Consider the following 23,554-nt stretch of genomic DNA (forward strand, 5'->3'; position numbering starts at 1 on the left):
TTTTATTTATTCTTCAACATTTTCTTCTTCATTGTTTTCTTCTTCGGATGTATCCTGCTTAGCCCTTTTTTCTTTTAAGTCAAAATAAGCTTTTAGTACCCTTGTTCCAATGTCAATATTTATATTGTTTTGGGTGCCGCCTTTTAAATATGCAGATGGCACGAGGATGGAAAAGGCAATTTCAGGATTTTCGTAAGGGGCATATGCTACTAGTGATACATTCCATACACCCTTTCCCTGATCAAAAGCCTCTGCTGTACCCGTTTTCCCTGCAGCATTATACGGACGAAAATCAGGGGCGTTAAACGCGGTTCCAGTACCACTTGGACTATGAAACACCCCCCAAAATGCTCTACGAACCCTAGCGATTTCAGAATCACTTGCATTGATCCGATTTAACACTTTCGGCTTGATTTCTTGTACAATTGGACCAAAATTGCCATTTTCATCAATAGGGTCACGAATTTCTTTTACAATATGTGCTTGCATTCGATATCCGCCATTTACAATCGTAGATACATATTGAGCAAGCTGAAGTGGAGTAAAAGTATCAAATTGTCCAATCATAAAGTCCAACGTTTTACCGGCCGCATCAGGAGCACTAATATCTCCCTTAAACCCTGTTTGTTCTCCCGGCAAGTCAAGCCCTGTCCGAACACCTAGACCAAATTGACTAAAATAATTTCGTTGATCATTGATAACTTCATATTTATTGATTGATAACTTTTGCTCGGGATGAGTATATGTCATTCCTCCCATTAACATGGCCAGTTTAAACATATAGGCATTTGATGATTGAATAAGTGCTTGTTCATCTGTTAGCCATCTAGCTCCTTTATAATAATCCCACGATTTTTTGGCCGGTGTATCTGCAAGTTTAATAACCTCATCCTTAAGCTGACTGCCTTGTCCAATAACCCCTGACATATATCCTGTCAGCACTGAAGCTCCTTTTACTGCGGACCCCGGTTCATACGCTGTCGTAAAATTACCTGAAGCAAAATCTTTAAACGTATATTTCCCTTCTTCCTCATCATAGGAATATTGCTTTCCTGATAATGCTAATATTTCCCCAGTGTACGGATCCATCATCGTTACGAAAGCTCGATCCAAAAGCTGAGTACTCGATTTTCCTTTTGTTTTTAAAATTTCTTCCTCAAGAATTTTATCTATTGCTTTCTGTAAATCCATGTCAATTGTAAGGACTAGATCCTTGCCGCGTTCTCCTTCATGAATAGGGACAGTTTCAAGAACTTCGCCTGACTTTGTTACATTTTTTACTTTTTCTTTTTGACCGCGAAGGACATCTTCGTATTGTAATTCGATATAACTTTTTCCAACCCTGTCATTTCTGCTGTAACCTCTGGATTCATAGTAATCCAATTTTTCTACTGGCAGCCCTGGAGTAACATTGCCCAAAATCGATCTTAATGTATCCCCATATAAATAAACCCTTTCCCAGTCTGTCGTTGTATCGACGCCCGGCAAGATGCCTAGATGCTCGTTTACTTCAGCATATTCTTTCAAACTTACATCTTTATTTTTAACAAATTGCGGATCAAGCGCATAGCCGCCTGTAAATTCGCGATAAATAGCGAGAACTTCCAAGTCTTCATCTGTTAGAGTCCCAAGTTCTTCATCTGTCACACGTTCCCTTTGAAGTTTATATAATTCACTTTCTTTTCCTTTATATTTTTTTATTTCTTCTTTTGAAACTTTAGCATTCGCTTCTTCTGGATTGAGCAATAGCCAAAAGTCCACCATATCCCTATGCGTAATTTTATCTGTATCTTGATGTATAATTTTAGCAAGGGTTCGTGCGGTTTCCAACGTCTTTTCCGAATCAAATTGTTTTGGAGCTGTATAAGTAATAGCTTTCTGCGGCTCATTATCGACAACAGGATTAAAATTCCGGTCATAAATTAATCCTCTAGGAACAGATGTTTTTACTGTTACATCTTCCGTACGGTCAATTTCTCTTTTGGCATCTTCTCCACTTACAATCTGAACATATCCTAAACGAAGAATAAGCATCGAAAACATGACAAAGACAACAAAAAACAACATGTTCATTCTTAAAGGAACATGAGTTTTTTTCTTTTTACTTTTTTCCAATTACCCCGTCCCCTTTTTTAGCAACTTATTCTTATTGTAAAAGAAAAGACAGGACAATTCCACCTTAAAATAGAGACTGCGCATTGAACTTATTCTGTTTTTAATTTTAGCAACAAAAAAGCAGCTAATGTATTGCCTGCTCCAAGAAAAATTAGCAAAATTGGAATGCTTTTTGTTGGAGTAAAATAGTAGATGGATGCAATAAATGCAAGGATAGAGAGCACTCTTCCAATATTTAGAAACAATTCTCTTACCACGATATATTCAATTCTCATATCTGCGGCTTTCCAGCTTTTGCCGATCGCATCGTAGGTCATGGAAGAATACGGTACAAGCATAAGTGGATATGCAATTCCAATGAAAGCGGCGTATATAAGAAGCCTTGTATATGTAGGGTCAAAAACGATTATAAAAATGGCTCCATATAAAAGCAAACCGCCCACAACCATAATTTTCTTTCTCATATCTTTTTTAATGAGCTTCGTTGCAAAGGTGTAGATTAGAAAGGAGATTCCTGCATGAATTAATCCGAAGGTACCAAGTGCCAGCTCGCTGTTTGTCGCAATAAAAACAAAGACGGAAATAACAAAAACAAACGTCCCTTCCCTTAAACCTTGAAGAAGATGCGCATTTGTGATTAATCGCCAATTGCGATTTAACTTTCTTTCCTTATAGATCCTTGCAAATAAATATTGCCCGGATGAGGGCCTCCGGTTTAAATAAAAACTTGTTAAGACCGCAGCGGAAAATAAGCCTAAAGATATAGCAAAAATGATTGTATATCCAATATTAGAAACAAACCGTGTAATGATAAAACCTGCTGATATCGGTCCAATTAATCCTCCAGTTGAATTGAGGGCTCCCATAAACCCGTTAAAAAAGTCCCTTGTATCAGGTTCTGTAATTTCAAAGGTTAATACATTAAATGCAAGCCAATAAAAACCATATCCGACTCCAAGTAATGCACCAAGCAGGACTAAATGTTGGGAGGATTTTTCTCCAAAGAGAAGGACGACAATAAAAAAAATGGCGAGAAAAATAACACCTAACCTAAGGACAATAACCCGATCCACTTTTTTAGCCCATCTTCCAGCAATGATAAAAATGATTGGTTGGACGATGACAATGGTTAGATTATATAAAGCAAGATCAATAAAACTTTTGGACTGCTTCCATAAATAAACATTTACAAATGTATTTGATAAAGAAATGCTTAATGAATATAGCCCGCCTATTAACAAAAGCAGCAATAAATCCCGTGTCACATCAATATCTTTAAAAAGTCTTTTTAATTTCAACATAATAAAAACTCCCCTTTTTCCTCTTCTTTATCATTAGTGAACAAGGAAGTTTTATACTTAAATAATTAAGCGCTTTTAATACTGGATCTTAAAAATGTGTAGTATTAATCATATTTTGTTATGGAGTGAAAGGCGAAACTCTTGAAGGAAGAAAAGGTAACAGGTGGGGAAAAGCCGGATTGAGGTCGTTCATCGTGAATTTTTTTGGTTTTCGTTCTGATTAAGTGTGAATCGAGACGGAAACACTCATCTTTTCCGACTTCAGTCTCGATTGGGTGTGAATCGGGACTGAAACACTCATCTTTTCCGATTTCAGTCTCGATTGGGCAGGAATCGAGACGGAAACACTCACCTTTTCCGATTTCAGTCCCGATTGGGCGTGAATCGGGACTGAAACACTCATCTTTTCCGATTTCAGTCTCGATTGGGCAGGAATCGAGACTGAAACACTCACCTTTTCTGAGTTCAGTCTCGATTTTTGGAGTTTAAGGTCTTAATAAGCTAATTAAGGTTGTTCTTCATGAATTATTGCGGTGCTTAAAGTTTCAATAACTGCTTAAGTGCCTTGGAGAAACTCTCGAACGTTATCTAGCTTTGTCTATCAGTGTTCAGTTGCAACAAACGGGCTTTTTCCCTAGAAGGGAAAATAAAAAAACGAATTGCATATTCCGCAATTCGTTTTTGTTTAACTGCTTATTTTGCAGCGTCGTATAATTTTTGAACTTCGTCCCAATTTACTACATTCCAGAATGCACTCATATATTCAGGACGACGGTTTTGATATTTCAAATAGTATGCATGCTCCCATACATCAAGTCCTAGTAAAGGAGTTTTACCTTCCATAAGCGGGCTATCTTGGTTAGGTGTGCTAGTAATTTCAAGTTCACCATTATTCACTACGAGCCAAGCCCAACCTGAACCGAAGCGTCCAGCTCCAGCAGCTTGGAATTGTTCTTTAAATTTATCAAAGCTTCCAAATTTGCTGTTGATTGCTTCGCCAACAGAACCTGTTGGTTCTCCCCCACCATTAGGAGAAAGAAGCTTCCAGAATAATGAATGGTTAGCATGACCTCCACCATTATTTCTTACAGCAGTACGAATCGCTTCAGGAACAGAATCTAAATCCGCAATTAAATCTTCTACAGACTTGCTTGCAAGATCAGCATTCCCCTCAAGAGCGTTATTTAAATTTGTCACATATGTGTTGTGATGCTTTGTGTGGTGAATGTTCATTGTTTCCTTATCGATATGCGGCTCAAGAGCGTCATAGCCATAAGGTAATTGTGGTAATTCAAATGCCATTTATAATTCCTCCTATGTAATTATTTTGAATCGTAACGATTCGACGGTTACACTAATAGATTACCAAAATCAGTAACCGCATACAAATAATTTGCTCAGGAAACATACACAAAGTTTGCGATTTCAACTAATTTGTCACTTGAAACAAATGCCCATTCACATCTAAACTGATAATGATAGATTATGAAGGAAGTGACAAGGTGCAAAAAAAATCAATTTTTATTATTTTTTATAAAAGCTTGTTTTCGTTTAAGGACATTGCCAAATTTAGATTCCTCGGTATAGGAAAATCCATTAACTATACCTTTTTTCTTGTATTACTGTACTTTTTACCTAGTCTTTATAACACTTTAGTGTTAAAAGGGAATTCATCCAGCTTGTTGCCCGAACTTGATACTGGCAGTATCGCAATCATGCTCCCAATTTTTATCATCTTTATGTTCATATTCAATACTGGAATTCTTTTTTTAAAGATATCTATTTTTGCCGGGGCCGCTTTAATAGTTGCAAGAATTTTAAAAAGGAAATTACCGTATCGGCAAAGCTGGAGATTGACGGCCTTTAGCATTACATTACCTACATTGCTTTTTGGTTTAGAGCCATTATTAAGCAAACCAATCCCATATGGTACATTTTTAGATATTTTGATAAGCATCATTTATATATTGTTTAGCATTAAAAAAATACCTCGTCCAAAAAAAATCTCATAATATCCTAATTCTCTTCATATATTTGATACATCTTATGAAGAGGCGGGGTAATGATGAAAAAAATCGCAGCATTAATCGCAACACTCATTCTAATATACAGTGTTTATTATGATTTAACGACTGGAGTCATTCCTAGAAGTTCTGCCGAATCATCAGTACAAATAGTTGACATCCAAACCATTCCTGTTCAGCAGGATCCTTTTATGGAAGTAGAGATTAAACCAGGAGATACGGTCATTTCTATTATTGAAGGGTTGCAGCAAGGCCCATTGCCAGTTCCAATCGCTCAAATAGTCTCAGATTTTGAAGAATTAAACAATGGAGCTAAGCCTGAGCAAATTCAAATTGGGAAAACTTACAAATTTCCTGCATATAACCAACAAAATCGTTAATTATAGCCAATCTGTTGTCAATTTAACAAAAAGATTGATACAATATAGATGTAGTTTATTATCAATAGAGATAGTAAATCTTTATCTTTTTAAAGGAGAGAATTACCGTTGGGTGAAATTATACATCGTTCCAAAACGCGCCCGGTGAAAGTCGGTAACTTAACAATCGGGGGAAGCGACCAAGTTATTATCCAAAGTATGACAACAACAAAGACGCATGATGTCGATGCGACTGTACGTGAAATAGAACGTTTGGAAGAAGCAGGCTGTCAAATTGTCAGGGTTGCCTGTCCTGATGAAAGAGCCGCAAATGCGATCTCAGAAATCAAAAAGAGAATCAATATTCCACTCGTGGTTGATATACATTTCGACTATCGCCTTGCTTTAAAGGCGATCGAAGGCGGAGCAGATAAGATCAGAATTAATCCGGGAAACATTGGTAAACGTGAAAAAGTTGAAGAAGTCGTAAAAGCTGCAAAGGCAAAAGGGATTCCTATCCGGATTGGCGTCAATGCGGGAAGTCTCGAAAGACATATTCTTCAAAAGTATGGTTATCCGACTGCTGATGGTATGGTTGAGAGCGCCTTACATCATATTAAAATCTTAGAAGACTTGGATTTTCACGATATTATCGTTTCCATGAAGGCATCAGATGTACCCCTAGCAATTGAAGCATACGAAAAAGCTGCAAGAGCGTTTGATTATCCACTTCATCTAGGGATTACGGAAAGTGGTACATTATTTGCCGGTACAGTAAAAAGTGCTGCGGGACTAGGTGCGATACTAAGTATGGGAATTGGCAACACTTTAAGAATTTCGCTTAGTGCGGACCCAGTTGAAGAGGTAAAAGTAGCACGTGAACTGTTAAAGTCTTTCGGACTGATTTCAAACGCGGCCACACTTGTTTCTTGCCCGACTTGCGGAAGAATTGAAATTGACTTAATCAGTATTGCGAATGAAGTAGAAGAATATATCCAAAATATTAAGGCCCCTATTAAGGTATCCGTATTAGGCTGTGCAGTAAATGGTCCTGGGGAAGCACGTGAAGCAGATATCGGTATTGCTGGTGCACGCGGTGAAGGGTTGCTATTTAAAAAAGGAAAAACAGTAAGAAAGGTTCCCGAAGCTACAATGGTCGAAGAATTGAAGAAAGAAATTGACTTAATGGCTGCGGAATATTTTAAAAAACAAGAAGAAGAAAAACAACAATTATTAAATTAATTTACAAGGGGCTGTCCATGGACGGCTCCTTTATTACAACTAAAGGAGAATGATTTTTTACATGCAAAAAAGATTTGGAATTGATATTGATGGAACTGTGACTTGTCCTACGTCCCTCATTCCTCATATCAATAAAGAGTTCCAGTTAAATATTACATTAGATGATCTAACCGAATATGAGCTGACTGATTGTTTACAAATTGAAAAGGAATCGTTCTATAAATGGTTTATAAAGACGGAACCGGTTATCTATGCTGAGTCCCCTCTTGCAGATGGTGCCAAGCCCATTTTATCAAAATGGATAAAAGAACATGAATTGTTTTTTATAAGTGCGAGAAGCCAAACACTTTTTGATGTTACTACAAAATGGTTTCATACACATGACATCCAATACCACCATATTGAATTAATAGGTTCACACGATAAAGTTGGAACAGCAAAGAAACACAATATTGATTTATTTTTTGAAGACAAGCATGATAATGCTGTTGATATTTCTGAAGAACTAAATATCCCAGTCATTTTGTTCGATACTCCATACAACAGAAAGCCTTCCCCAGAGAATGTCATTCGTGTCCATAGCTGGGAGGAAGCAGAAAATTGGGTGGGAAATTGGATCAAAGTGGAAAAGGAAATGAAAAAAGAAGCCTAAGCCGGTGAGGGCACTAAAAAAGGTCCTACCTTAAACGTGGTTGTTGATTTGCGCTCCAGGTGCTTCGCTTTCCGCGGGCGGGTACGGGAAGCCTCTTCGGCGCTAGCGCCTGTGGGGTCTCCCCTGTTCCGTACTCCCGCAGGAGTCTCAGCACCTTCCGCTCCAATCTACAGTGTTTAAAAATTTACAAACAACCTTCAACCCATCCAGTATAAAAAAGGTATTGTACCTCGTTCAGCGAACTGGACAAATTCGTTGAACACTAGTTCCACTAGGTTGAAGGAGAATAAATTATTGTATATCACCTTGTGAAATATTGATAACTAACACTTTGTGTCACATTCCCTTTTTCAAATACTAAAGCATTTGACAGCTCTCTACTTTCCAAAAACAGCCACCCATCCTCTTCCATCATTTTAATGAAAGGCTCCATTTTCCCTCGTTTCACCAAATATCCGTAAATCCCATCTACTTCATCTACTGTACCCTTTACTTTAGCTATTTCTTTATCTTGAAACATAATTTTAGACATAGCTACAGCTAACGGTATAGGGTTTCCTTCTTGGAAAATCACATCCTTTTTTTGAAATACAAAGATAGATAATATGCTAACTATTAATATTGTTATAATAAAAAATTTTGATTTTAACATAAAATCCCCTCCTTTTTATATAATTCAATCCCCCTCTTTACTTCCCTGCCAGTTTGTTTAATAAGGATTTCGACAAAAAGTGTGGTTAATCCTTTTGGGTCATGGCACCCGATAGTGAAAAAAGAAAAGCTATCATAGTGACAGCTCTGTTGTTGTTTCTTGCACATCATTTAAATGCCAGAAACAAAATTATTCCATGGTGCAACTAAATAGTAAATAGCCATATATGGACTAAAAATCATTGACTGTTGATTTTTGGTACCCACCCACTGGATATTAAAACCTATTATAATAGCAAAAAAGTATAATCCGATTATTTAAGAGGAGTTATACCTTTTTTAATAAATGTAGACTAATATAAGAACCTGTTGATTGGAGTGGAAGACGGCGAAGACTCCTGCGGGAGTACGTGGTAGGGGAGACCCCGCAGGCGCTTTAGCGCCGAGGAGGCTCCCCAGCTCGCCCGCGGAAAGCGAAGCCGCCTGGAGCGGATATCAACAGCCTTGTTTTAGGCATCTATATTTATAAGAACTTTTTCCAGTACCTTCACAGTTTCAAAACCTATGCACTTTCGCTTTTCTTACACAAAGGACACTTCCCATAAATTTCAAATTTATGATCTGCTACATCATATTCCTTTAAGTCTTCCGTTACAAAGTCCATAGGGCAAGCGCCAATTGCCTTAGTGCTGCCGCAGTCCATACAGATGAAATGATGATGATGATTGTGCAACGAGCACCTATATCGAAAATTCTTCTCACCGGAGAGTTCAGTCGATTCAAGAATACCTAGTTTATTAAATAAAGAGAGATTACGGTAGATTGTATCGAAACTAAGTCCAGGATATTCATCATTCATCATCTCAAGTAATTCTTTTGCAGTTAAATACTTATCACTTCTTGAAAATATTTCAAGTATTCTTTCACGCTTTCCCGTTACTTTATAACCTTTATTTTTAACTATATGAATTGCTTCATTAATATTCAATAACCTCACCTCACCTTTATTGGCCTCTGCCCCTGAGTACGTTTATAAATTATAATCCCTAAAAGTATAAGAATTGATATTATAACAATCGTCCCTCCTGGTGCAAGATCTAAATAGTAGGCACTGATTAGTCCACCTATAACTGAAATCTCACCAAATAGTATCGATAAAAAGATCGTTTGCTTAAATCCTCTTGCTATCCGCATACTTGCCGCAACGGGTAATGTCATAAGGGCGGAAACGAGCAATATGCCTACAATTCGCATGGATGCGGCTATTACTAACGCAATCAAAACCATAAATAATAAATGTATGCTTTTTGCGGGTATACCCGAAACTTTAGCATGTTCTTCATCAAAGGATAAGAGGAAAAGTTCTTTATATAAGAATAAGATGATTAAACCGACAAACACGCTTATTCCCAAAATTACATACAAATCAATCCTGCTTACAGCACTTACACTCCCAAATAAATAATTTAATAAGTCTGTATTAAATCCATCTGCAAGGGAAATGAAAATTACTCCTATTCCGATCCCGCCCGATAAAATAATGGGGATGGCCAATTCCTGATAATGTTTATATACCATCCTTAATCTTTCAATCAGTATTGATCCAATGACTGAGAATCCCATCCCAAAATAAAGCGGGTTCATGCCGGCAAACATGATTGTTTTTTTACTTAAGAATAGGCTTGCTGCAATACCTGCTAATGTAACATGGCTTAACGCGTCAGCAATTAAGGATAATCTTCTTACAACAATAAATGTTCCTAATAATGGAGCTATAAGACCAATTAGTATACCTGTCAAAAATGTATTTTGTAAAAATTCATAATGAAAAATCGCAGAAATCATCTAGTTATACCACCTTCTTCTAAATGAGCATGGTCATGAGAAATCAGGTGGACATCGTGTTGGTAAATGGAAGATAAATCATCCGTATTGAACTTTTCAAAGTCCTCCACTGCACCATGGAAGTGTAATTTCTTATTTAAGCATGCTACATGTGTTACCTTATTCGTGATTGTCCCGATATCATGTGTTACAAGTATTAATGTAATCCCACGTTCTTTATTCAGCTTTTCCAGCATATTATAAAACGATTTGACGTTTTCTTCATCTACACCTACTGTCGGTTCATCTAATATCAATACATCAGGTTTTGACACGATGGCACGAGCAATAAACACTCTTTGCTGCTGCCCTCCGGAAAGCTCTCCGATATTTTTTTTGGAAAAACGGCTCATCCCTACCGACTCTATGGCTGCCTTAATTTCTTTTTGCTGATCTTTTCTAATAAAATGGAATAGCCCTAATTTACCTGTTAAGCCACTCGCGACTACCTCAAAAACCGTTGCAGGAAATCCACTATTAAATGAGTTTGCTTTTTGCGAAACGTATCCAATGCGGTCCCATTCTTTAAATTTAGCCTGTGGCTGCCCAAATAATAAAACCTTTCCGCTCTGAGGTTTTGCAAGTCCAAGAATTATTTTTAATAGGGTGGATTTACCAGACCCATTTGGTCCAACAAGCCCTAAAAAAGCTCCCTTCGGAACATTAAGATCAATATGTTCAAGAACGTTTTCTCTTTCATATCGAAAATTCAAATCTGTAATTTGAATAATAGAATCATTGTTCATAGAAAAACTTCCTTTTTAAATAAGAATCATTACGATTTGGTTCAATGAAATTATACACAATACTGTCACGAATGACAACTATCCTACATACATTTTTGAATAGGGGTGAATTCAAAATGAAATTTATACAAAATATGGTTAATATGAAGATAAATGTGATGACAACGGATGAATTAATGAAATACGCGGGTCAGTATAATATTAAACTTTCAAGACCGCAAGCAGAGAAAATTGCTGCATTTTTAAGAGGAAAAAATTTTGATGTTTTTGATGACAAATCGAGATCGCAAATTATTAGAGAAGTTGCAAAAATAGCCGGACCAAATACAGCAAAGGAAATTAATAAACTTTTTATACAGCTAACGAGATAAACTAAAAATGTGCCAGAGCTGGGTCTAGACAGTGAAATGGCTGTCTATAGGGTTAATTGTCTCTCACACTTACATATAGACAATATACAATAGACAGCCTTTTCATTTAATTATTACTTTACTAATGTCTCCATGATTTCTTCACGTAACTGCTCATTAAAAAAACCGCTCTTAATCATATCAATCTCATGTTTATATGGGGCTTTTTTATTATTTTTGTCCTCGCCAACATATGGTGTTTCCAATATTTTTGGTACATGCATTAATTGAGGGTGATTGATAATATAGCTTAAAGCAGGAAAACCGATATGGCCAAAACCAATATTTTCATGCCTGTCTTTTTTCGCTCCACATTCATTTTTACTGTCATTAATATGAAGGACTTTGATGCGGTCAATTCCAATGATCTTATCAAATTGCCCAAGAACTCCATCAAAATCATTTACGATATCATACCCTGAATCATGTGTATGACAAGTATCAAAACAAATTGATAGTTTATCATTATGATGAACTCCGTTAATGATTTCAGCTAGTTCCTCGAAGGTTCTTCCACATTCCGATCCTTTTCCAGCCATAGTCTCGAGGGCAATTTGTACTTCCTGTTCTTCTGTTAATACCTCGTTTAATCCCTCAATGATTTTTCGAATGCCCTTTTCTGCACCTTCCCCTACATGCGCGCCGGGATGAAGCACAATTTGCCTAGATCCGATGGCAGCCGTTCTTTCAATTTCAGAGCGAAGGAAATCGACTCCTAGTTGAAATGTCGCTGGGTTAACCGCATTCCCAATATTAATAATATACGGGGCATGAACAATGATTTCATCAATCCCATTTTCCTTCATATGAAGCTGTCCTGCTTCAATATTTAAATCCTCTATTTTCTTTCTTCTCGTATTTTGCGGAGCACCTGTATAAACCATGAAGGTATTAGCTCCGTAAGATATTGCTTCTTCACTTGCAGCAAGCAGCATTTTTTTTCCACTCATAGATACGTGCGAACCTATTTTTAACATGTTTCCCTCTCCACTTCTCTTATTTTTTTCTGTTTTTCATTTTTCTTTCCCGTCTTTTAATTTGTTCTCTTTGAACTTCCATCTTCTTTTTATAACCAGGTTTTACCTTTTGAGGCTTTCTTACTAGTTGCCTTGCTTTCACTTCTTCATCGGTCGCTGTTTTAGTCCGATTTTTCCTACGATTACGTTCAGTTGTTTCAACCCAGTTGCCATGTTGAAGATCCAAATAGGAAAACTCAATACCCATTTTGTCTAATCGTATTAATGCATCTTCATCCGATGGCTCATAAATGGTAACAGCTAGTCCCTTATTACCGGCTCTCGCTGTCCGTCCAGTTCGGTGAATATAAAAGTCAAGGTCGCGAGGCAGCTCATAATTAATGATATGACTGACTCCTTCAATATCAATCCCTCTTGCTGCAAGATCAGTGGCAACAATATATTGGAAATCTAAATTTCTAATCTGCTTCATTACTTTTTTACGTTCGCGAGGACTAATATCTCCGTGTAGTCTTCCTACCTTTAGACCACGTTCAAGTAGTTGATCAGTCACTTGGTCAGCCATTTGTTTCGTATTCGTAAATACGATCGCCAAATACGGGTTATAAGAATTCAAAATATTAGTTAATAAATCTATTTTCACCCTACTTTTTAAAGGTACCAATATATGTTCTATGTTTTCTGCTGAGCGTTGTTGTGGTTGTACTTGTTCAAATACAGGGTTTTCCATATATTTTTTAAGGAAAGGTTTTAATTTCTCGGGAATTGTTGCAGAAAAGACGAGCATTTGCAAATTCTTGGGCATTTTCCCTGCAATTTGATCTACATCATGTAAAAACCCCATATCAAGCATTAAATCCGCTTCATCCACAACTAATAGTGAAGCAGTATGGACAAACAAGGCTTGCTCATTAATTAGATCGTTTATTCTCCCTGGGGTGCCAACGACGACATGTGGTTGTTGTTTCAACTTATCTATATCTCTTTGCTTGTCTGTTCCCCCAATATAACACTTAGCTGATATTTTGTTTTCTTCATCATGCTTTACTATCTTTAATATTTCTTGATATATCTGGTTGGCTAGTTCACGAGTAGGAGCTGTAATTACAGCCTGTACTTGTTGAATATTCGGGTTGATTGATTCAAGTAACGGAAATAAATAGGAATGGGTTTTTCCAGTACCTGTCTGGGATTGGCCAATTGCATTTTCACCTTTTAAAACTAAAGGAATGATTTTTTTCTGTATTTCCGTCGGTTCACTAAATCTTAGTTCTTCAATGGCATTATTTATAAATGATTTAAAATTATATTGAGTAAAATTATTCTTATTCATTACTTCAACTCCTTCATTAAGGGAAATCCCTCCGAACAATTATAAACTATAAAGAGTGCATGCACAATTTAAGTAAGCTAATAGTGATAAAAGCCTGTTAAATCCACATCAATAACGGCTAATAACCAAACTTTTACTTTTTTCCTGCATAATATATCAATAGAGGAAGGGAGTGAGATTAATTATGTTCGGTAATCGAATGCCAGGAGGCATGCCGCCTATGTTCGGAGGTCCTTCAATGGGAGCACGTGCTTTTGGCAGAGCAGCCGGAGGGGCACAGCAGTTTGGTCCTAATGCAGGAGGAGGAAATATGTTGGCAAGACTTTTTCAAAGGCAAGGCGCTGGATCAATAGCCGCAAGAGCCCCACAAGCAGCAAACATGTTTTCTCGTGGAGTCGGCCAAACTTCAATGCTTCAAGGCTTAACCAATCCCGGAACAATCAATAACTTTTTAAGTAATACACAAAATGTTCTAAATACAGCTAGGCAAATTGGTCCATTAGTACAACAATACGGTCCTATGGTTAGGAATCTACCAGCTATGTGGCGTCTCTATAAAGGATTTAAAGATTTACCAGCTGGAGATTCAGACGATGATTCTAAAGCAAAGTCTGAGGAAACAAAAACTGAATCGGTAAAAACTAAAAATCAATCAGCGAAAAAAACAACCATAAATGCATCAAAAGTAGTTGATGAACAAAAGAAAAGTGTAAATGGGTCTGTAACAACTAGAAAAAAAGGTGAATCTGTTCCAAAATTATATATTCCGTAATCTTGGTTAAATCCTCCATTCATTGGCTTTTTTACAGATGTCCTATATAATAAGGTTGTAAGTTCAATAGATGAAGGCAGTTGCCTCTAATTAGGAGGATTATAGATGAAACTTATTAAAATATCACCAAGAGGTTATTGTTACGGAGTAGTTGACGCAATGGTTATTGCCCGCAATGCTGCTTTAGATAAAACATTGCCGCGCCCGATATATATATTGGGCATGATAGTTCATAATAAACATGTTACAGATGCCTTTGAAGAAGATGGCATTATTACATTAGATGGCCCGAATCGAAAAGAGATATTGGAAAAGGTAAAAAGTGGAACAGTTATTTTTACAGCACATGGAGTATCTCCTGAGGTTCGTGAACTAGCTAAGAAAAAAGGGCTTGTCACTCTTGATGCAACTTGTCCAGATGTAACGAGAACCCATGATCTAATAAGAGAAAAAGAAAAAGAAGGCTATGATGTTATTTACATCGGCAAGAAAGGACATCCCGAGCCAGAAGGTGCAGTTGGAGTTGCTCCTAACATTGTCCATCTAGTTGAAACTTTGGATGATGTTGAGGAATTGCAAGTTAATAACGACAAGATTATTGTAACAAATCAAACGACGATGAGCCAATGGGATGTTCAGGCAATCATGGATAGAGTGAAGGAAAAATATCCTCATGCTGAAAAACATAAAGAGATTTGCCTTGCTACTCAAGTTCGCCAAGAAGCTGTGGCAGAACAAGCAGGTGAAGCGGATGTACTCATAGTTGTAGGTGACCCTATGAGTAATAACTCTAATCGCCTTGCTCAAGTTTCGCAGGAAATTGCCGGTACTAAAGCGTACCGTATCGGCGATGTCACAGAAATTGATATTGATTGGATAAGACATGCAGAAACGGTAGCAGTTACTGCAGGCGCTTCAACACCAACTCCAATCGTAAGAGAAGTAATTGCATTTATTGAACAATTTAATCCGTTTGATGAATCCACTTGGGTAAGAGAAAACAATGTCCCACTAAGCAAAATTTTACCTAAGGTTAGAAATCCAAAACTAGCTGTGAAATAACCACATAAAATAACAAGAAGGAGCGAAATGCTCCTTTTTCTTTTATAAAAAAGTAAATGGGTTTGTATCTACTTCAGAGGGAAAAATACTTACCTCAAAATGTCGTTTTTCACTTAGCTTCTTAAGAATTTCGACGGTGCCCTTTTTCATGATTTTTTCGACATTATGCCCTGGATCGACGATATTGAGCCCGATATTCATTGCATCGTGAGCAGTATGATAATACATATCCCCTGTCACATATACGTCGGCACCACTGAATTTCGCGCTAGAATAGTATTTATTACCGTCGCCCCCAAGGACAGCTACCCTTTTGATTTTATTATTGAGGCTGCCCACTACTCGCACACCTGGTGAGTCGAGCGCTTCTTTCACAAATGCGGCAAATTCCTTCAGATCCATTGGATTTTCTAATTCCCCGATTCTTCCTAAACCATATACTTTTCCTTTTAGTGTTAATTCAAAGATATCATAAGCGGGTTCTTCATATGGATGTGCTTTTAGCATGGATGAAACAATCTTTTTCTCCTTATTTGCAGGAAAAATAGTTTCTATTTTCACTTCATGAACGTTTTCCAATTTTCCCTTTTCTCCAATGTAAGGATTCGTGTTTTCTCCTGGTAAAAATCTACCGGTCCCTTCTGAAGAAAAAGAACAATGACTATATGCCCCGATTGCTCCCGCTCCGGCATCGCCTAATGCAGTAAGAAGCTCAGATTCATTTTTCTTTGGTACATATACTGCAAGCTTTTTCAATGTCTCATGATATGTTGGTACTAATACCGATGTATTTTTAAGACCCAATGCTTTTGCAAGCATGTCATTAACGCCGTCCTCGGCAACATCTAGATTTGTATGGGCTGCATAAACCGTAATATCGTGTTTAATAAGCATTTCAATTATTTTCCCACTGGCATTATCCGTCTTTATATTTTTTAATGGACGATAAATAAGTGGGTGATGAGCAATTATCAAATCAACTTTTTTTTCAATCGCTTCTTGTACTACATCTTCCAATACATCAAGTGCTATCATTACGTTATGAATGGTTTTATTTAAAGTTCCGATTTGCAGCCCAATCGGATCACCTTCCATTGCATATTCCTTTGGAGCGAATTCCTCAAATAATTGGATCAATTCATATCCATTTATTTTTTTCATTCCAGTACCTCCTTTACAATCTCTATTTTTTCAGTTATTTCAGCCCTTCTAGCATTTGTTTTATCCTTGTCCTCTGCTTTATCGAGCTCATTCAAAATTCTTTTCCACTGATTCAATTCCATCTTCCATTTTTTAAAAAAAGCTTCGTTTTTATTCCGTAATAAAAATGGTCCTAGTAGTAATTCCTTTTTGAGTTCTTTATAAGGAATAGCCGGATCCCCAACATCCGCTACCAACACCTCATAAAATTTCCCATCTTCTTCAACCAATTGTTCATCCACAAGCTGCCACTCATGATCGTATAGCCATTTACGGACATTTTCGGTACCAATATTAGGTTGAAGAATTAATCTCTTCACACCTTCAAGCTTTTCTTTGCCTCTTTCTAAAATATCGGATATTAACGTTCCGCCCATACCCGCTATAATAATGCAGTCAACTTCATTTGGATCGATGACCTCAAGGCCATCTCCCTTTCTTACATGAATTCTATCAGTTAAACCTGATGAAGCAACTTGATGTAAAGCAGATTGATATGGTCCTTCTACCACCTCACCTGCTATTGCGAAGGAGGCAATTCCTTTGTTTATAGAATAGCACGGTAAGTACGCATGATCGGAGCCGATATCGGCAATTCTCATTCCTTTATGTATGAAAGAAGTTACTGTTTCCAACCTTTTTGATAGCTTTTCTATATTCATTACGATTTCACCTCTTATATTACGATAAAAGAGTTCTTTGCAAATTGCAAAGAACTCTTTTTATTAATGCCTAATTTAGTATAAGTAACATATCATTACTTTAAATTCGCTACCCATTCTGCCATTTCATCAATATTTTCTGCTGGAACTAATCCTGCTGGCATTGTACCTTGACCATTTTGCAATACATCTGCAATATGTTCTTTCGTTAGGCCTGCTCCACGTAGTGCAGGTGCTCCTCCTGCTCCTTCAAGGTTTTCACCATGACATGAAATACATGTTTTGCTAGCTGCCTCAGCATCAAATTCTACAGCTACTTCTTCTCCGCCTTCAGCTTCTTTTGCGATTTCTTTTGCGTCCCCAAGTCCCTTAATTCCAAGGAAAAAGACGAGAACAAGTCCCATAACCATAATTAAAATATATGGAACGATCGGATTACGTTTCATGACTTACCCTCCTTATGTATGAGCTACGTATAATATCAATTATGCAACAAACATCTATATTTTACTCGAAATAAGTCAGAAGGGAAAGCCTTAGCGCTTAAGTTTCATTCTTTTTTCGAATTTTAGACAAACATTTGCTTATATGCAACCTACTTCTCGTGCAATAACCATTCTTTGTATCTCGGATGTACCTTCACCAATTTCTAGAAGCTTTGCATCTCTCATCATTCGTTCTACTTCATATTCTCTCATATATCCATATCCACCGAGAATTTGAATAGCTTGACTTGTGATTTCCATACAAATTTCCGATGCATATAATTTACACATGGATGCTTCTTTAGAAAATGGTTTACCCTGGTCTTTAAGCCAAGCTGCTTTATATACCATATTTCTTGCTAGTTCAATTTTCATTGCCATATCGGCGATTTTGAATTGTGTTATTTGAAACTTGGCCAGTTGTTTTCCAAACTGCTTTCTTTCTTTGGAATATGCAAGTGCTTTTTCAAAAGCCGCTTGAGCGATCCCAACGGCCATGGCGCCTATTCCAATTCTACCACCATCCAGTGTTTGTAAGAACTGTTTAAAGCCCTCTCCTTCTTTCCCAAGCAAGTTCTCTTGAGGAACTTCAACATCTTCTAATATAAGTTCAGTAGTATTTGATGCATTAAGGCCCATTTTTTCATATTGATTGACGATCGTAAATCCTTTTGCATCTGTCGGGACTATAATGGCGCTGATTTCCTTTTTTTCCTTTTTCTTTCCTGTTACTGCTGTTAAGGCAAGAAATTTTGCAAAACTTGCATTCGTAATGAAACATTTATTACCATTAATGATATATTCATTCTTTTTCTTATAAGCTGAAGTATTTGTTCCACCTGCATCTGATCCTGCATTTGGTTCGGTCAGACCAAAAGCTCCTAATGATTTTCCCGTACAAAGAGGAATTAAATATTTAATCCTTTGTGTATCATTTCCAAACAAATATATTGGAGCAGCCCCAAGGGAAATATGAGCGGAATATGTAATTCCAGTTGATCCACATGCCCTGCTTAGTTCTTCCGTAACAATCGCGAAGCTTATCGTATCTGCACCCGCCCCTCCATATTGCTCAGGAAAAGGCAAGCCCATTACTCCTAAGTTAGCAAGTTGATTAAAGATATCTAGTGGAAACTTTTTGTCCCGATCCCGCTCGACAGCACCGGGAGCAACTTCTTCTTGTGCAAATTCACGAATCGTTTTTTTGATCATCATCTGTTCTTGTGATAAATCAAAATTCATTTGCTAAGCCACCTCCATGATACATTCTGAGGTAAGAATTCCTAACCTTAACATATTCTTAGCAAAAAGAATTAAGAACGATTCCCTACATATAGATAAATATTACCAAAGTACCTAGTGCAATCGTGCCTGCGATAATAAAAAAAAGCTGTTTCCGCCAAATTCCTCCTAAAAGCCACAATAAACAATTTACTAACAGTAGAATATGCAGACTTTTTTTGCTTGAGGAAAAATAAGCATCATTGATTTGAATCGTAAAAAGTAGTAATAAAAATGCGCCAGTTATAAAAATAAGCAGGCAATTTTTCCCTTTTCTCTGAAAAATAAAATAAGAAATAACCAAGATAAATATGAAAATTGCCAAAAAAAGCGTTTGCATTCCGAACGAAACATCTGTAATATATGTAATTACAATCATTGTTCCAATGATTACTAAAAATAGCAAACTGAAAAAGGTTTCCATTTTAAAATGAATGTTTCTTTTCTCAACTTTTGCTTGTAATTGTTCCTCACCTTCTGTGTATAGAGCAATTAAATAATTACAATAATGTTCAGGCAGCATTTTGTTTTGTTTCCAAAAAGAAATTTCATTTAATATGATTTTTTTCCTTTTATCATTCATAGTCAACACACTTTCTATTTTATGTAGGGATGAAAAATATAAGAAAAAAGTTTACTTCCAAAAACAGAAGTAAACCGTTATGCTTTCTACATTTTTGAAGTTGTAATGTCTTATTCTAAAAAGTCTTTTAGTCGCTTGCTTCTACTTGGATGCCTGAGTTTTCTTAAGGCTTTTGCTTCAATTTGCCTAATTCTTTCTCTTGTCACACCGAAAACTTTGCCTACCTCTTCAAGGGTGCGAGTACGTCCATCATCTAGTCCAAAGCGAAGTCGAAGTACATTTTCTTCTCTGTCCGTCAATGTATCGAGCACATCTTCAAGCTGTTCTTTTAACAGCTCATATGCTGCATGCTCGGATGGTGAAGTGGCTTCTTGATCTTCAATGAAATCGCCTAAATGGGAATCATCTTCTTCCCCGATTGGCGTTTCCAATGATACAGGTTCTTGCGCAATTTTTAATATTTCGCGGACTTTTTCCGGAGTTAAATCCATTTCTTCCGCTATTTCCTCTGGTGATGGTTCACGACCTAAATCTTGAAGCAATTGACGTTGAACCCTAATTAATTTGTTTATCGTCTCTACCATATGAACAGGAATCCGAATAGTACGGGCTTGATCTGCTATAGCGCGTGTAATAGCCTGACGTATCCACCAAGTCGCATATGTGCTAAATTTAAAGCCTTTATCATAGTCAAATTTTTCAACGGCTTTAATTAACCCCATATTTCCTTCTTGAATTAAGTCTAAAAATAACATTCCTCGACCAACATATCGTTTTGCGATGCTGACAACAAGCCTTAGATTCGCCTCAGCAAGCCTCTTTTTGGCTTCTTCGTCACCTTTTTCAATCCGCTTTGCCAGTTCAATTTCTTCTTCTGCCGATAATAGATCCACTCGCCCAATCTCTTTTAAATACATACGAACAGGATCATTTATTTTCACACCTGGAGGTACGCTTAAATCATTTAAATCGAATTCTTCTTCACTCTCTTTTTGAGATGGATTTGGAGTTGGATCATCACCATCTTCATCTGCTTCTTCAAGTAGTTCGATTCCCTGATCAGTTAATTGCTCATAAAACTCATCCATTTGATGAGAATCCAAGTCAAAATGAGATAACTTTCCTGCAATTCTTTCATATGTTAAGGTACCGCGTTTTTTTCCTTGTTCAATTAATTGATCTTTAGACTGATCTAGGGTTAGTTCAAGTTCTGTATCATTGGACCGTGCTGATTTTTCAGCCATGCGTCCTCCTCCTTCCGACATTTGCACACATACATTGATCTTTAGTAAATATTTGTTATTACAGGGATCTGCGCAGTTCAATTATTTCTTTAGCAATTTCAAAAGCTTTTGCGAAATCATTTTTTCGTTCTGCTGCCTTTTGTTCAGCTTGCTTTTCCTTTATCATTAACAACTTAGGCTGTTTCAACACATGACTAACGTAATCTCTTACTTCTTTTTCACTATATTCATGGTTCATTGCCAACATTTCAATTTCAGAAACAATGGTCCGAAGTTTTTTATCAGGCAAATAATTTAAAAACAGGCTTGGATCAGGTTTGTTGCCTTCTTCATAATACCCAAATAAATATGTTAATATTGCTTGATGCTCATCTATATGGAAGGTGGTATCACCTAACATCTCAATTACTCGATATGCGAGATCTTCTTCACGAAGCATTCTGGCTATTAATTGTCTCTCTGCTGCCACTGGAGCTGTTAAAAGATTACGGGTAATCTTCTTAGGCGGTTGTTGAGGTATGTTTCTTTGATCGGTTTTACTCTGTTGTCTTTTTACTCTATTTGCATCCAGCAGTGTTTGCTGCTCAACAAGAGCTTCAAGTGACAAAGAAAATTCTTCCGACAGCTGTCGTAAATATAAGTCACGTTCGACTGCATTTGAAAGCCCACTTATTTCTTTTAATGCTTCTTCGATAAACCTTAGCTTTTCTCCTTCATTTTGAAGGTTTTTCCCTTTACGAAAATAAAGAAGTTTAAATGCCATCCAAGTTTGCGCATTCCCTATTACATGTTCACGGAATTTCTCAGGGCCGTATTTACGAATGTAGTCATCAGGATCAAGTTCATCTGGCATTATAGCAACGTTTATATCGAGCTTATGACTCTTAAGCATTAAACCAGATCGGTACGCTGCTTCAACACCTGCTGAATCTGAATCGAAGCAAAGAGTGACTGAACTGGTCAACCTATTCAATAACTGAACATGTTTTTCTGTTAAAGCAGTACCCATGACGGCAACACTATTTTTCACATTAGCGGAATCGGCTGAAATAACATCAGCAAATCCTTCAAATAATATGACATTTCCTTGTTTCCGAATATGACTTCTAGCGTCGTAGTAGTTATATAATATTGAACTTTTATTAAAAAGAATTGTTTCAGGAGTATTTAAATACTTCGGTTGATTCTCTTCCGTCAACGCACGAGCAGAAAATGCTACAATTCTGCCTTTTGAATCATGAAGTGGAAACATTAATCTATCTCGAAAACGGTCAAAATAAGAACCGTCTTTTTCGCGCACACTCAATAATCCAGCTTTTTCCATTAAATCATGTGAGAAGCCGCGGTTTTCCAAAAATTTAACGGCAACATCCCATTCAGGTAAAGAATAACCTACTTTAAACTTTTGAATACTTTCAGTAGTGAATCCCCTTTTTAATAAATAATCAAGAGCTAGCGCACCTTCATTCGTATTTAAAAGTAGGTGATGATAAAATTTAGCGAGTATTTCATGGGCTTCTATTATCAAGGAGTGTTCTTTTGGAATACGTTGTTCAGTTTTGTCATTATTAATTTCGATATCAAGTGCAATATTACCTCTTTTTGCAATTTTCTCAGCTGCTTCCTGAAAAGAAACTCCTTCAATTTCCGTAATAAAGGTAAAAACATTTCCCCCAGCACCGCATCCGAAACAATGAAAGATTTGTTTTTCAGCAGATACAGAAAACGACGGTGTGTTCTCTCCATGAAAGGGGCAGAGACCAAAGTAATTCCGTCCTTGTTTTTTTAATTGGACGTAGTCACTTACGACTTCAACGATATCAATTGATTGCCTGATTTCATTGATTTTCTCCTCAGGAATTCTTATTGCCAAAAAAAACATCCCCATTTTTATAATCTAACTTATATCTTATTCGACATCAATTCTTAAACTCCTTCAATTTTCGACAATAATCTGCGCAAACTTTTTTGAAAGTTTTGGCGATCCTGTATAGTAAATGGTTTCGGCCCTTTACCATAATTTCCGCGTTCCCTTTCCTTGGCGGCAAGATAACGAAAGTCTAGCGCAGTCTGAATGGATTCTTCCTCATATTCCGTTCCCCTAGCGGAAAGTGCATAAACACCTTTAGCTAAGGCGAGACTAGCAAGACCGATATCTTGTGTTATGAGTATATCGCCTTGTCTAATTTTATTTAGGATATAGAGATCTGCAGAATCCTTTCCTGGATCAACAAAGATCCATTCACCGCTTTCCTCCACGCTTTTTCGTATGTGGTCATAAGAAGCGATGTAACGCACGTGAATCATGAATTCTTTCGAAATTAATCCGATATCGGATTTAACAGGACATGCATCCGCATCTACATATATCATGGAAGTTCTGCGGTTATTATTAATAATTCTACATCACTCCTGTGATTCCTTCTTACTTTGAAAAGTCTTTAAGGAATCATGTCGTTTTTTCTCGTTATCAATTTATATGTTGAACACAATAATTAGTTTATTCCTGAAATACCAAGTCTAAACCTTTTTTTATATTTTCACACACAATTTTTTATTATAGCTTATCTT

Annotated in this window: 24 protein-coding genes; 7 read left to right on the top strand and 17 right to left on the bottom strand. The window is 36.9% G+C overall.

Translation table 11 applies throughout. From position 1 onward, the window contains the following. Nucleotides 1–6 precede the first annotated feature (6 nt). The 3 genes from NQ185_RS01895 to sodA all read right to left on the bottom strand — a co-directional run bounded on the left by NQ185_RS01895 (nucleotide 7) and on the right by sodA (nucleotide 4,718). Entirely contained in the window at nucleotides 7–2,115 is a 2,109-nt protein-coding gene (locus NQ185_RS01895) for a peptidoglycan D,D-transpeptidase FtsI family protein (RefSeq protein ID WP_444546876.1), read from the bottom strand. Between the two features lie 89 nt (nucleotides 2,116–2,204). Continuing rightward, entirely contained in the window at nucleotides 2,205–3,416 is a 1,212-nt protein-coding gene (locus NQ185_RS01900) for an MFS transporter (RefSeq protein WP_257579820.1), read from the bottom strand. Nucleotides 3,417–4,109: 693 nt separating this feature from the next. Continuing rightward, entirely contained in the window at nucleotides 4,110–4,718 is a 609-nt protein-coding gene (sodA, locus tag NQ185_RS01905; RefSeq protein WP_257579821.1) for a superoxide dismutase SodA, read from the bottom strand. A gap of 200 nt (nucleotides 4,719–4,918) precedes the next feature. On the opposite strand from sodA, the gene NQ185_RS01910 reads away from it, so the two are divergent. The 4 genes from NQ185_RS01910 (at nucleotide 4,919) to NQ185_RS01925 (ending at nucleotide 7,693) form a co-directional block, all read left to right on the top strand. Continuing rightward, complete coding sequence (locus tag NQ185_RS01910; RefSeq protein ID WP_257579822.1) at nucleotides 4,919–5,428, top strand: DUF1189 family protein; 510 nt, start codon at nucleotides 4,919–4,921, stop codon at nucleotides 5,426–5,428. A gap of 50 nt (nucleotides 5,429–5,478) precedes the next feature. After that, the gene (gene yqfZ / locus NQ185_RS01915; RefSeq protein WP_257579823.1) at nucleotides 5,479–5,820 is read left to right on the top strand and encodes a protein YqfZ; all 342 of its coding nucleotides are present in this window, start codon (nucleotides 5,479–5,481) and stop codon (nucleotides 5,818–5,820) included. Nucleotides 5,821–5,937: 117 nt separating this feature from the next. After that, nucleotides 5,938–7,041 carry a flavodoxin-dependent (E)-4-hydroxy-3-methylbut-2-enyl-diphosphate synthase gene (ispG, locus tag NQ185_RS01920; RefSeq protein ID WP_257580046.1) on the top strand — a complete coding sequence of 368 codons (1,104 nt, stop codon included), beginning with the start codon at nucleotides 5,938–5,940 and terminating at the stop codon, nucleotides 7,039–7,041. Nucleotides 7,042–7,102: 61 nt separating this feature from the next. Beyond that, nucleotides 7,103–7,693 carry a 5' nucleotidase, NT5C type gene (locus NQ185_RS01925; protein ID WP_257579824.1) on the top strand — a complete coding sequence of 197 codons (591 nt, stop codon included), beginning with the start codon at nucleotides 7,103–7,105 and terminating at the stop codon, nucleotides 7,691–7,693. A 301-nt stretch (nucleotides 7,694–7,994) separates the two neighbouring features. Here the strand turns inward: NQ185_RS01925 and NQ185_RS01930 are convergent, their stop codons facing one another. The 4 genes from NQ185_RS01930 to NQ185_RS01945 all read right to left on the bottom strand — a co-directional run bounded on the left by NQ185_RS01930 (nucleotide 7,995) and on the right by NQ185_RS01945 (nucleotide 10,974). Then, a complete protein-coding gene (locus NQ185_RS01930) occupies nucleotides 7,995–8,345 on the bottom strand; it encodes a hypothetical protein (RefSeq protein ID WP_257579825.1) in 351 nt (116 codons plus the stop codon). A 561-nt stretch (nucleotides 8,346–8,906) separates the two neighbouring features. Continuing rightward, nucleotides 8,907–9,332 carry a Fur family transcriptional regulator gene (locus tag NQ185_RS01935; protein WP_257579826.1) on the bottom strand — a complete coding sequence of 142 codons (426 nt, stop codon included), beginning with the start codon at nucleotides 9,330–9,332 and terminating at the stop codon, nucleotides 8,907–8,909. A gap of 5 nt (nucleotides 9,333–9,337) precedes the next feature. After that, nucleotides 9,338–10,189, bottom strand: coding sequence for a metal ABC transporter permease (locus NQ185_RS01940; RefSeq protein ID WP_257579827.1), 852 nt, complete (start codon nucleotides 10,187–10,189; stop codon nucleotides 9,338–9,340). Continuing rightward, entirely contained in the window at nucleotides 10,186–10,974 is a 789-nt protein-coding gene (locus NQ185_RS01945) for a metal ABC transporter ATP-binding protein (protein WP_257579828.1), read from the bottom strand. Before NQ185_RS01945 ends, NQ185_RS01940 begins: the two co-directional genes overlap by 4 nt. 116 nt (nucleotides 10,975–11,090) lie before the next feature. Here NQ185_RS01945 and NQ185_RS01950 point away from each other — a divergent pair, with 116 nt between their 5' ends. Continuing rightward, the gene (locus NQ185_RS01950; protein WP_257579829.1) at nucleotides 11,091–11,345 is read left to right on the top strand and encodes a DUF2624 domain-containing protein; all 255 of its coding nucleotides are present in this window, start codon (nucleotides 11,091–11,093) and stop codon (nucleotides 11,343–11,345) included. A gap of 113 nt (nucleotides 11,346–11,458) precedes the next feature. On the opposite strand, the gene NQ185_RS01955 is transcribed toward NQ185_RS01950, so the two are convergent. Next, nucleotides 11,459–12,361: a deoxyribonuclease IV gene (locus NQ185_RS01955; RefSeq protein WP_257579830.1), complete on the bottom strand. Its 903-nt coding sequence runs from the start codon at nucleotides 12,359–12,361 to the stop codon at nucleotides 11,459–11,461. 19 nt (nucleotides 12,362–12,380) lie between these two features. Next, a complete protein-coding gene (locus NQ185_RS01960; RefSeq protein ID WP_257579831.1) occupies nucleotides 12,381–13,694 on the bottom strand; it encodes a DEAD/DEAH box helicase in 1,314 nt (437 codons plus the stop codon). Nucleotides 13,695–13,878: 184 nt separating this feature from the next. On the opposite strand from NQ185_RS01960, the gene vrrA reads away from it, so the two are divergent. Together vrrA and NQ185_RS01970 are read left to right on the top strand one after the other, a co-directional pair. Beyond that, nucleotides 13,879–14,466 carry a VrrA/YqfQ family protein gene (vrrA, locus tag NQ185_RS01965; RefSeq protein WP_257579832.1) on the top strand — a complete coding sequence of 196 codons (588 nt, stop codon included), beginning with the start codon at nucleotides 13,879–13,881 and terminating at the stop codon, nucleotides 14,464–14,466. Nucleotides 14,467–14,571: 105 nt separating this feature from the next. After that, the gene (locus NQ185_RS01970; RefSeq protein WP_257579833.1) at nucleotides 14,572–15,528 is read left to right on the top strand and encodes a 4-hydroxy-3-methylbut-2-enyl diphosphate reductase; all 957 of its coding nucleotides are present in this window, start codon (nucleotides 14,572–14,574) and stop codon (nucleotides 15,526–15,528) included. A 42-nt stretch (nucleotides 15,529–15,570) separates the two neighbouring features. Here NQ185_RS01970 and NQ185_RS01975 read toward each other — a convergent pair whose 3' ends face one another. The 8 genes from NQ185_RS01975 to NQ185_RS02010 all read right to left on the bottom strand — a co-directional run bounded on the left by NQ185_RS01975 (nucleotide 15,571) and on the right by NQ185_RS02010 (nucleotide 23,356). Beyond that, complete coding sequence (locus NQ185_RS01975; RefSeq protein ID WP_257579834.1) at nucleotides 15,571–16,689, bottom strand: Nif3-like dinuclear metal center hexameric protein; 1,119 nt, start codon at nucleotides 16,687–16,689, stop codon at nucleotides 15,571–15,573. Then, a complete protein-coding gene (locus tag NQ185_RS01980; protein WP_257579835.1) occupies nucleotides 16,686–17,390 on the bottom strand; it encodes a tRNA (adenine(22)-N(1))-methyltransferase in 705 nt (234 codons plus the stop codon). The genes NQ185_RS01975 and NQ185_RS01980 overlap by 4 nt, the downstream gene beginning before the upstream one ends. A gap of 95 nt (nucleotides 17,391–17,485) precedes the next feature. Further along, a complete protein-coding gene (cccA, locus tag NQ185_RS01985; protein ID WP_257579836.1) occupies nucleotides 17,486–17,836 on the bottom strand; it encodes a cytochrome c550 in 351 nt (116 codons plus the stop codon). Nucleotides 17,837–17,974: 138 nt separating this feature from the next. Further along, on the bottom strand, nucleotides 17,975–19,117 hold the full coding sequence (locus NQ185_RS01990; RefSeq protein WP_257579837.1) for an acyl-CoA dehydrogenase family protein: 1,143 nt from the start codon (nucleotides 19,115–19,117) through the stop codon (nucleotides 17,975–17,977). An 85-nt stretch (nucleotides 19,118–19,202) separates the two neighbouring features. Continuing rightward, nucleotides 19,203–19,739: a hypothetical protein gene (locus NQ185_RS01995; protein WP_257579838.1), complete on the bottom strand. Its 537-nt coding sequence runs from the start codon at nucleotides 19,737–19,739 to the stop codon at nucleotides 19,203–19,205. A 110-nt stretch (nucleotides 19,740–19,849) separates the two neighbouring features. After that, complete coding sequence (gene rpoD / locus NQ185_RS02000; RefSeq protein WP_257579839.1) at nucleotides 19,850–20,983, bottom strand: RNA polymerase sigma factor RpoD; 1,134 nt, start codon at nucleotides 20,981–20,983, stop codon at nucleotides 19,850–19,852. A gap of 58 nt (nucleotides 20,984–21,041) precedes the next feature. Next, nucleotides 21,042–22,856 (bottom strand): DNA primase, encoded by a 1,815-nt coding sequence (gene dnaG, locus NQ185_RS02005; protein ID WP_257579840.1) that lies wholly within the window; start codon nucleotides 22,854–22,856, stop codon nucleotides 21,042–21,044. 53 nt (nucleotides 22,857–22,909) lie between these two features. Further along, complete coding sequence (locus NQ185_RS02010; protein ID WP_257579841.1) at nucleotides 22,910–23,356, bottom strand: YaiI/YqxD family protein; 447 nt, start codon at nucleotides 23,354–23,356, stop codon at nucleotides 22,910–22,912. Nucleotides 23,357–23,554: the final 198 nt, after the last annotated feature.

The sequence above is a fragment of the Lederbergia panacisoli genome (genome assembly GCF_024626525.1).
In the GTDB taxonomy this organism is placed as follows: Bacteria; Bacillota; Bacilli; order Bacillales; family Bacillaceae_C; genus Lederbergia; species Lederbergia panacisoli.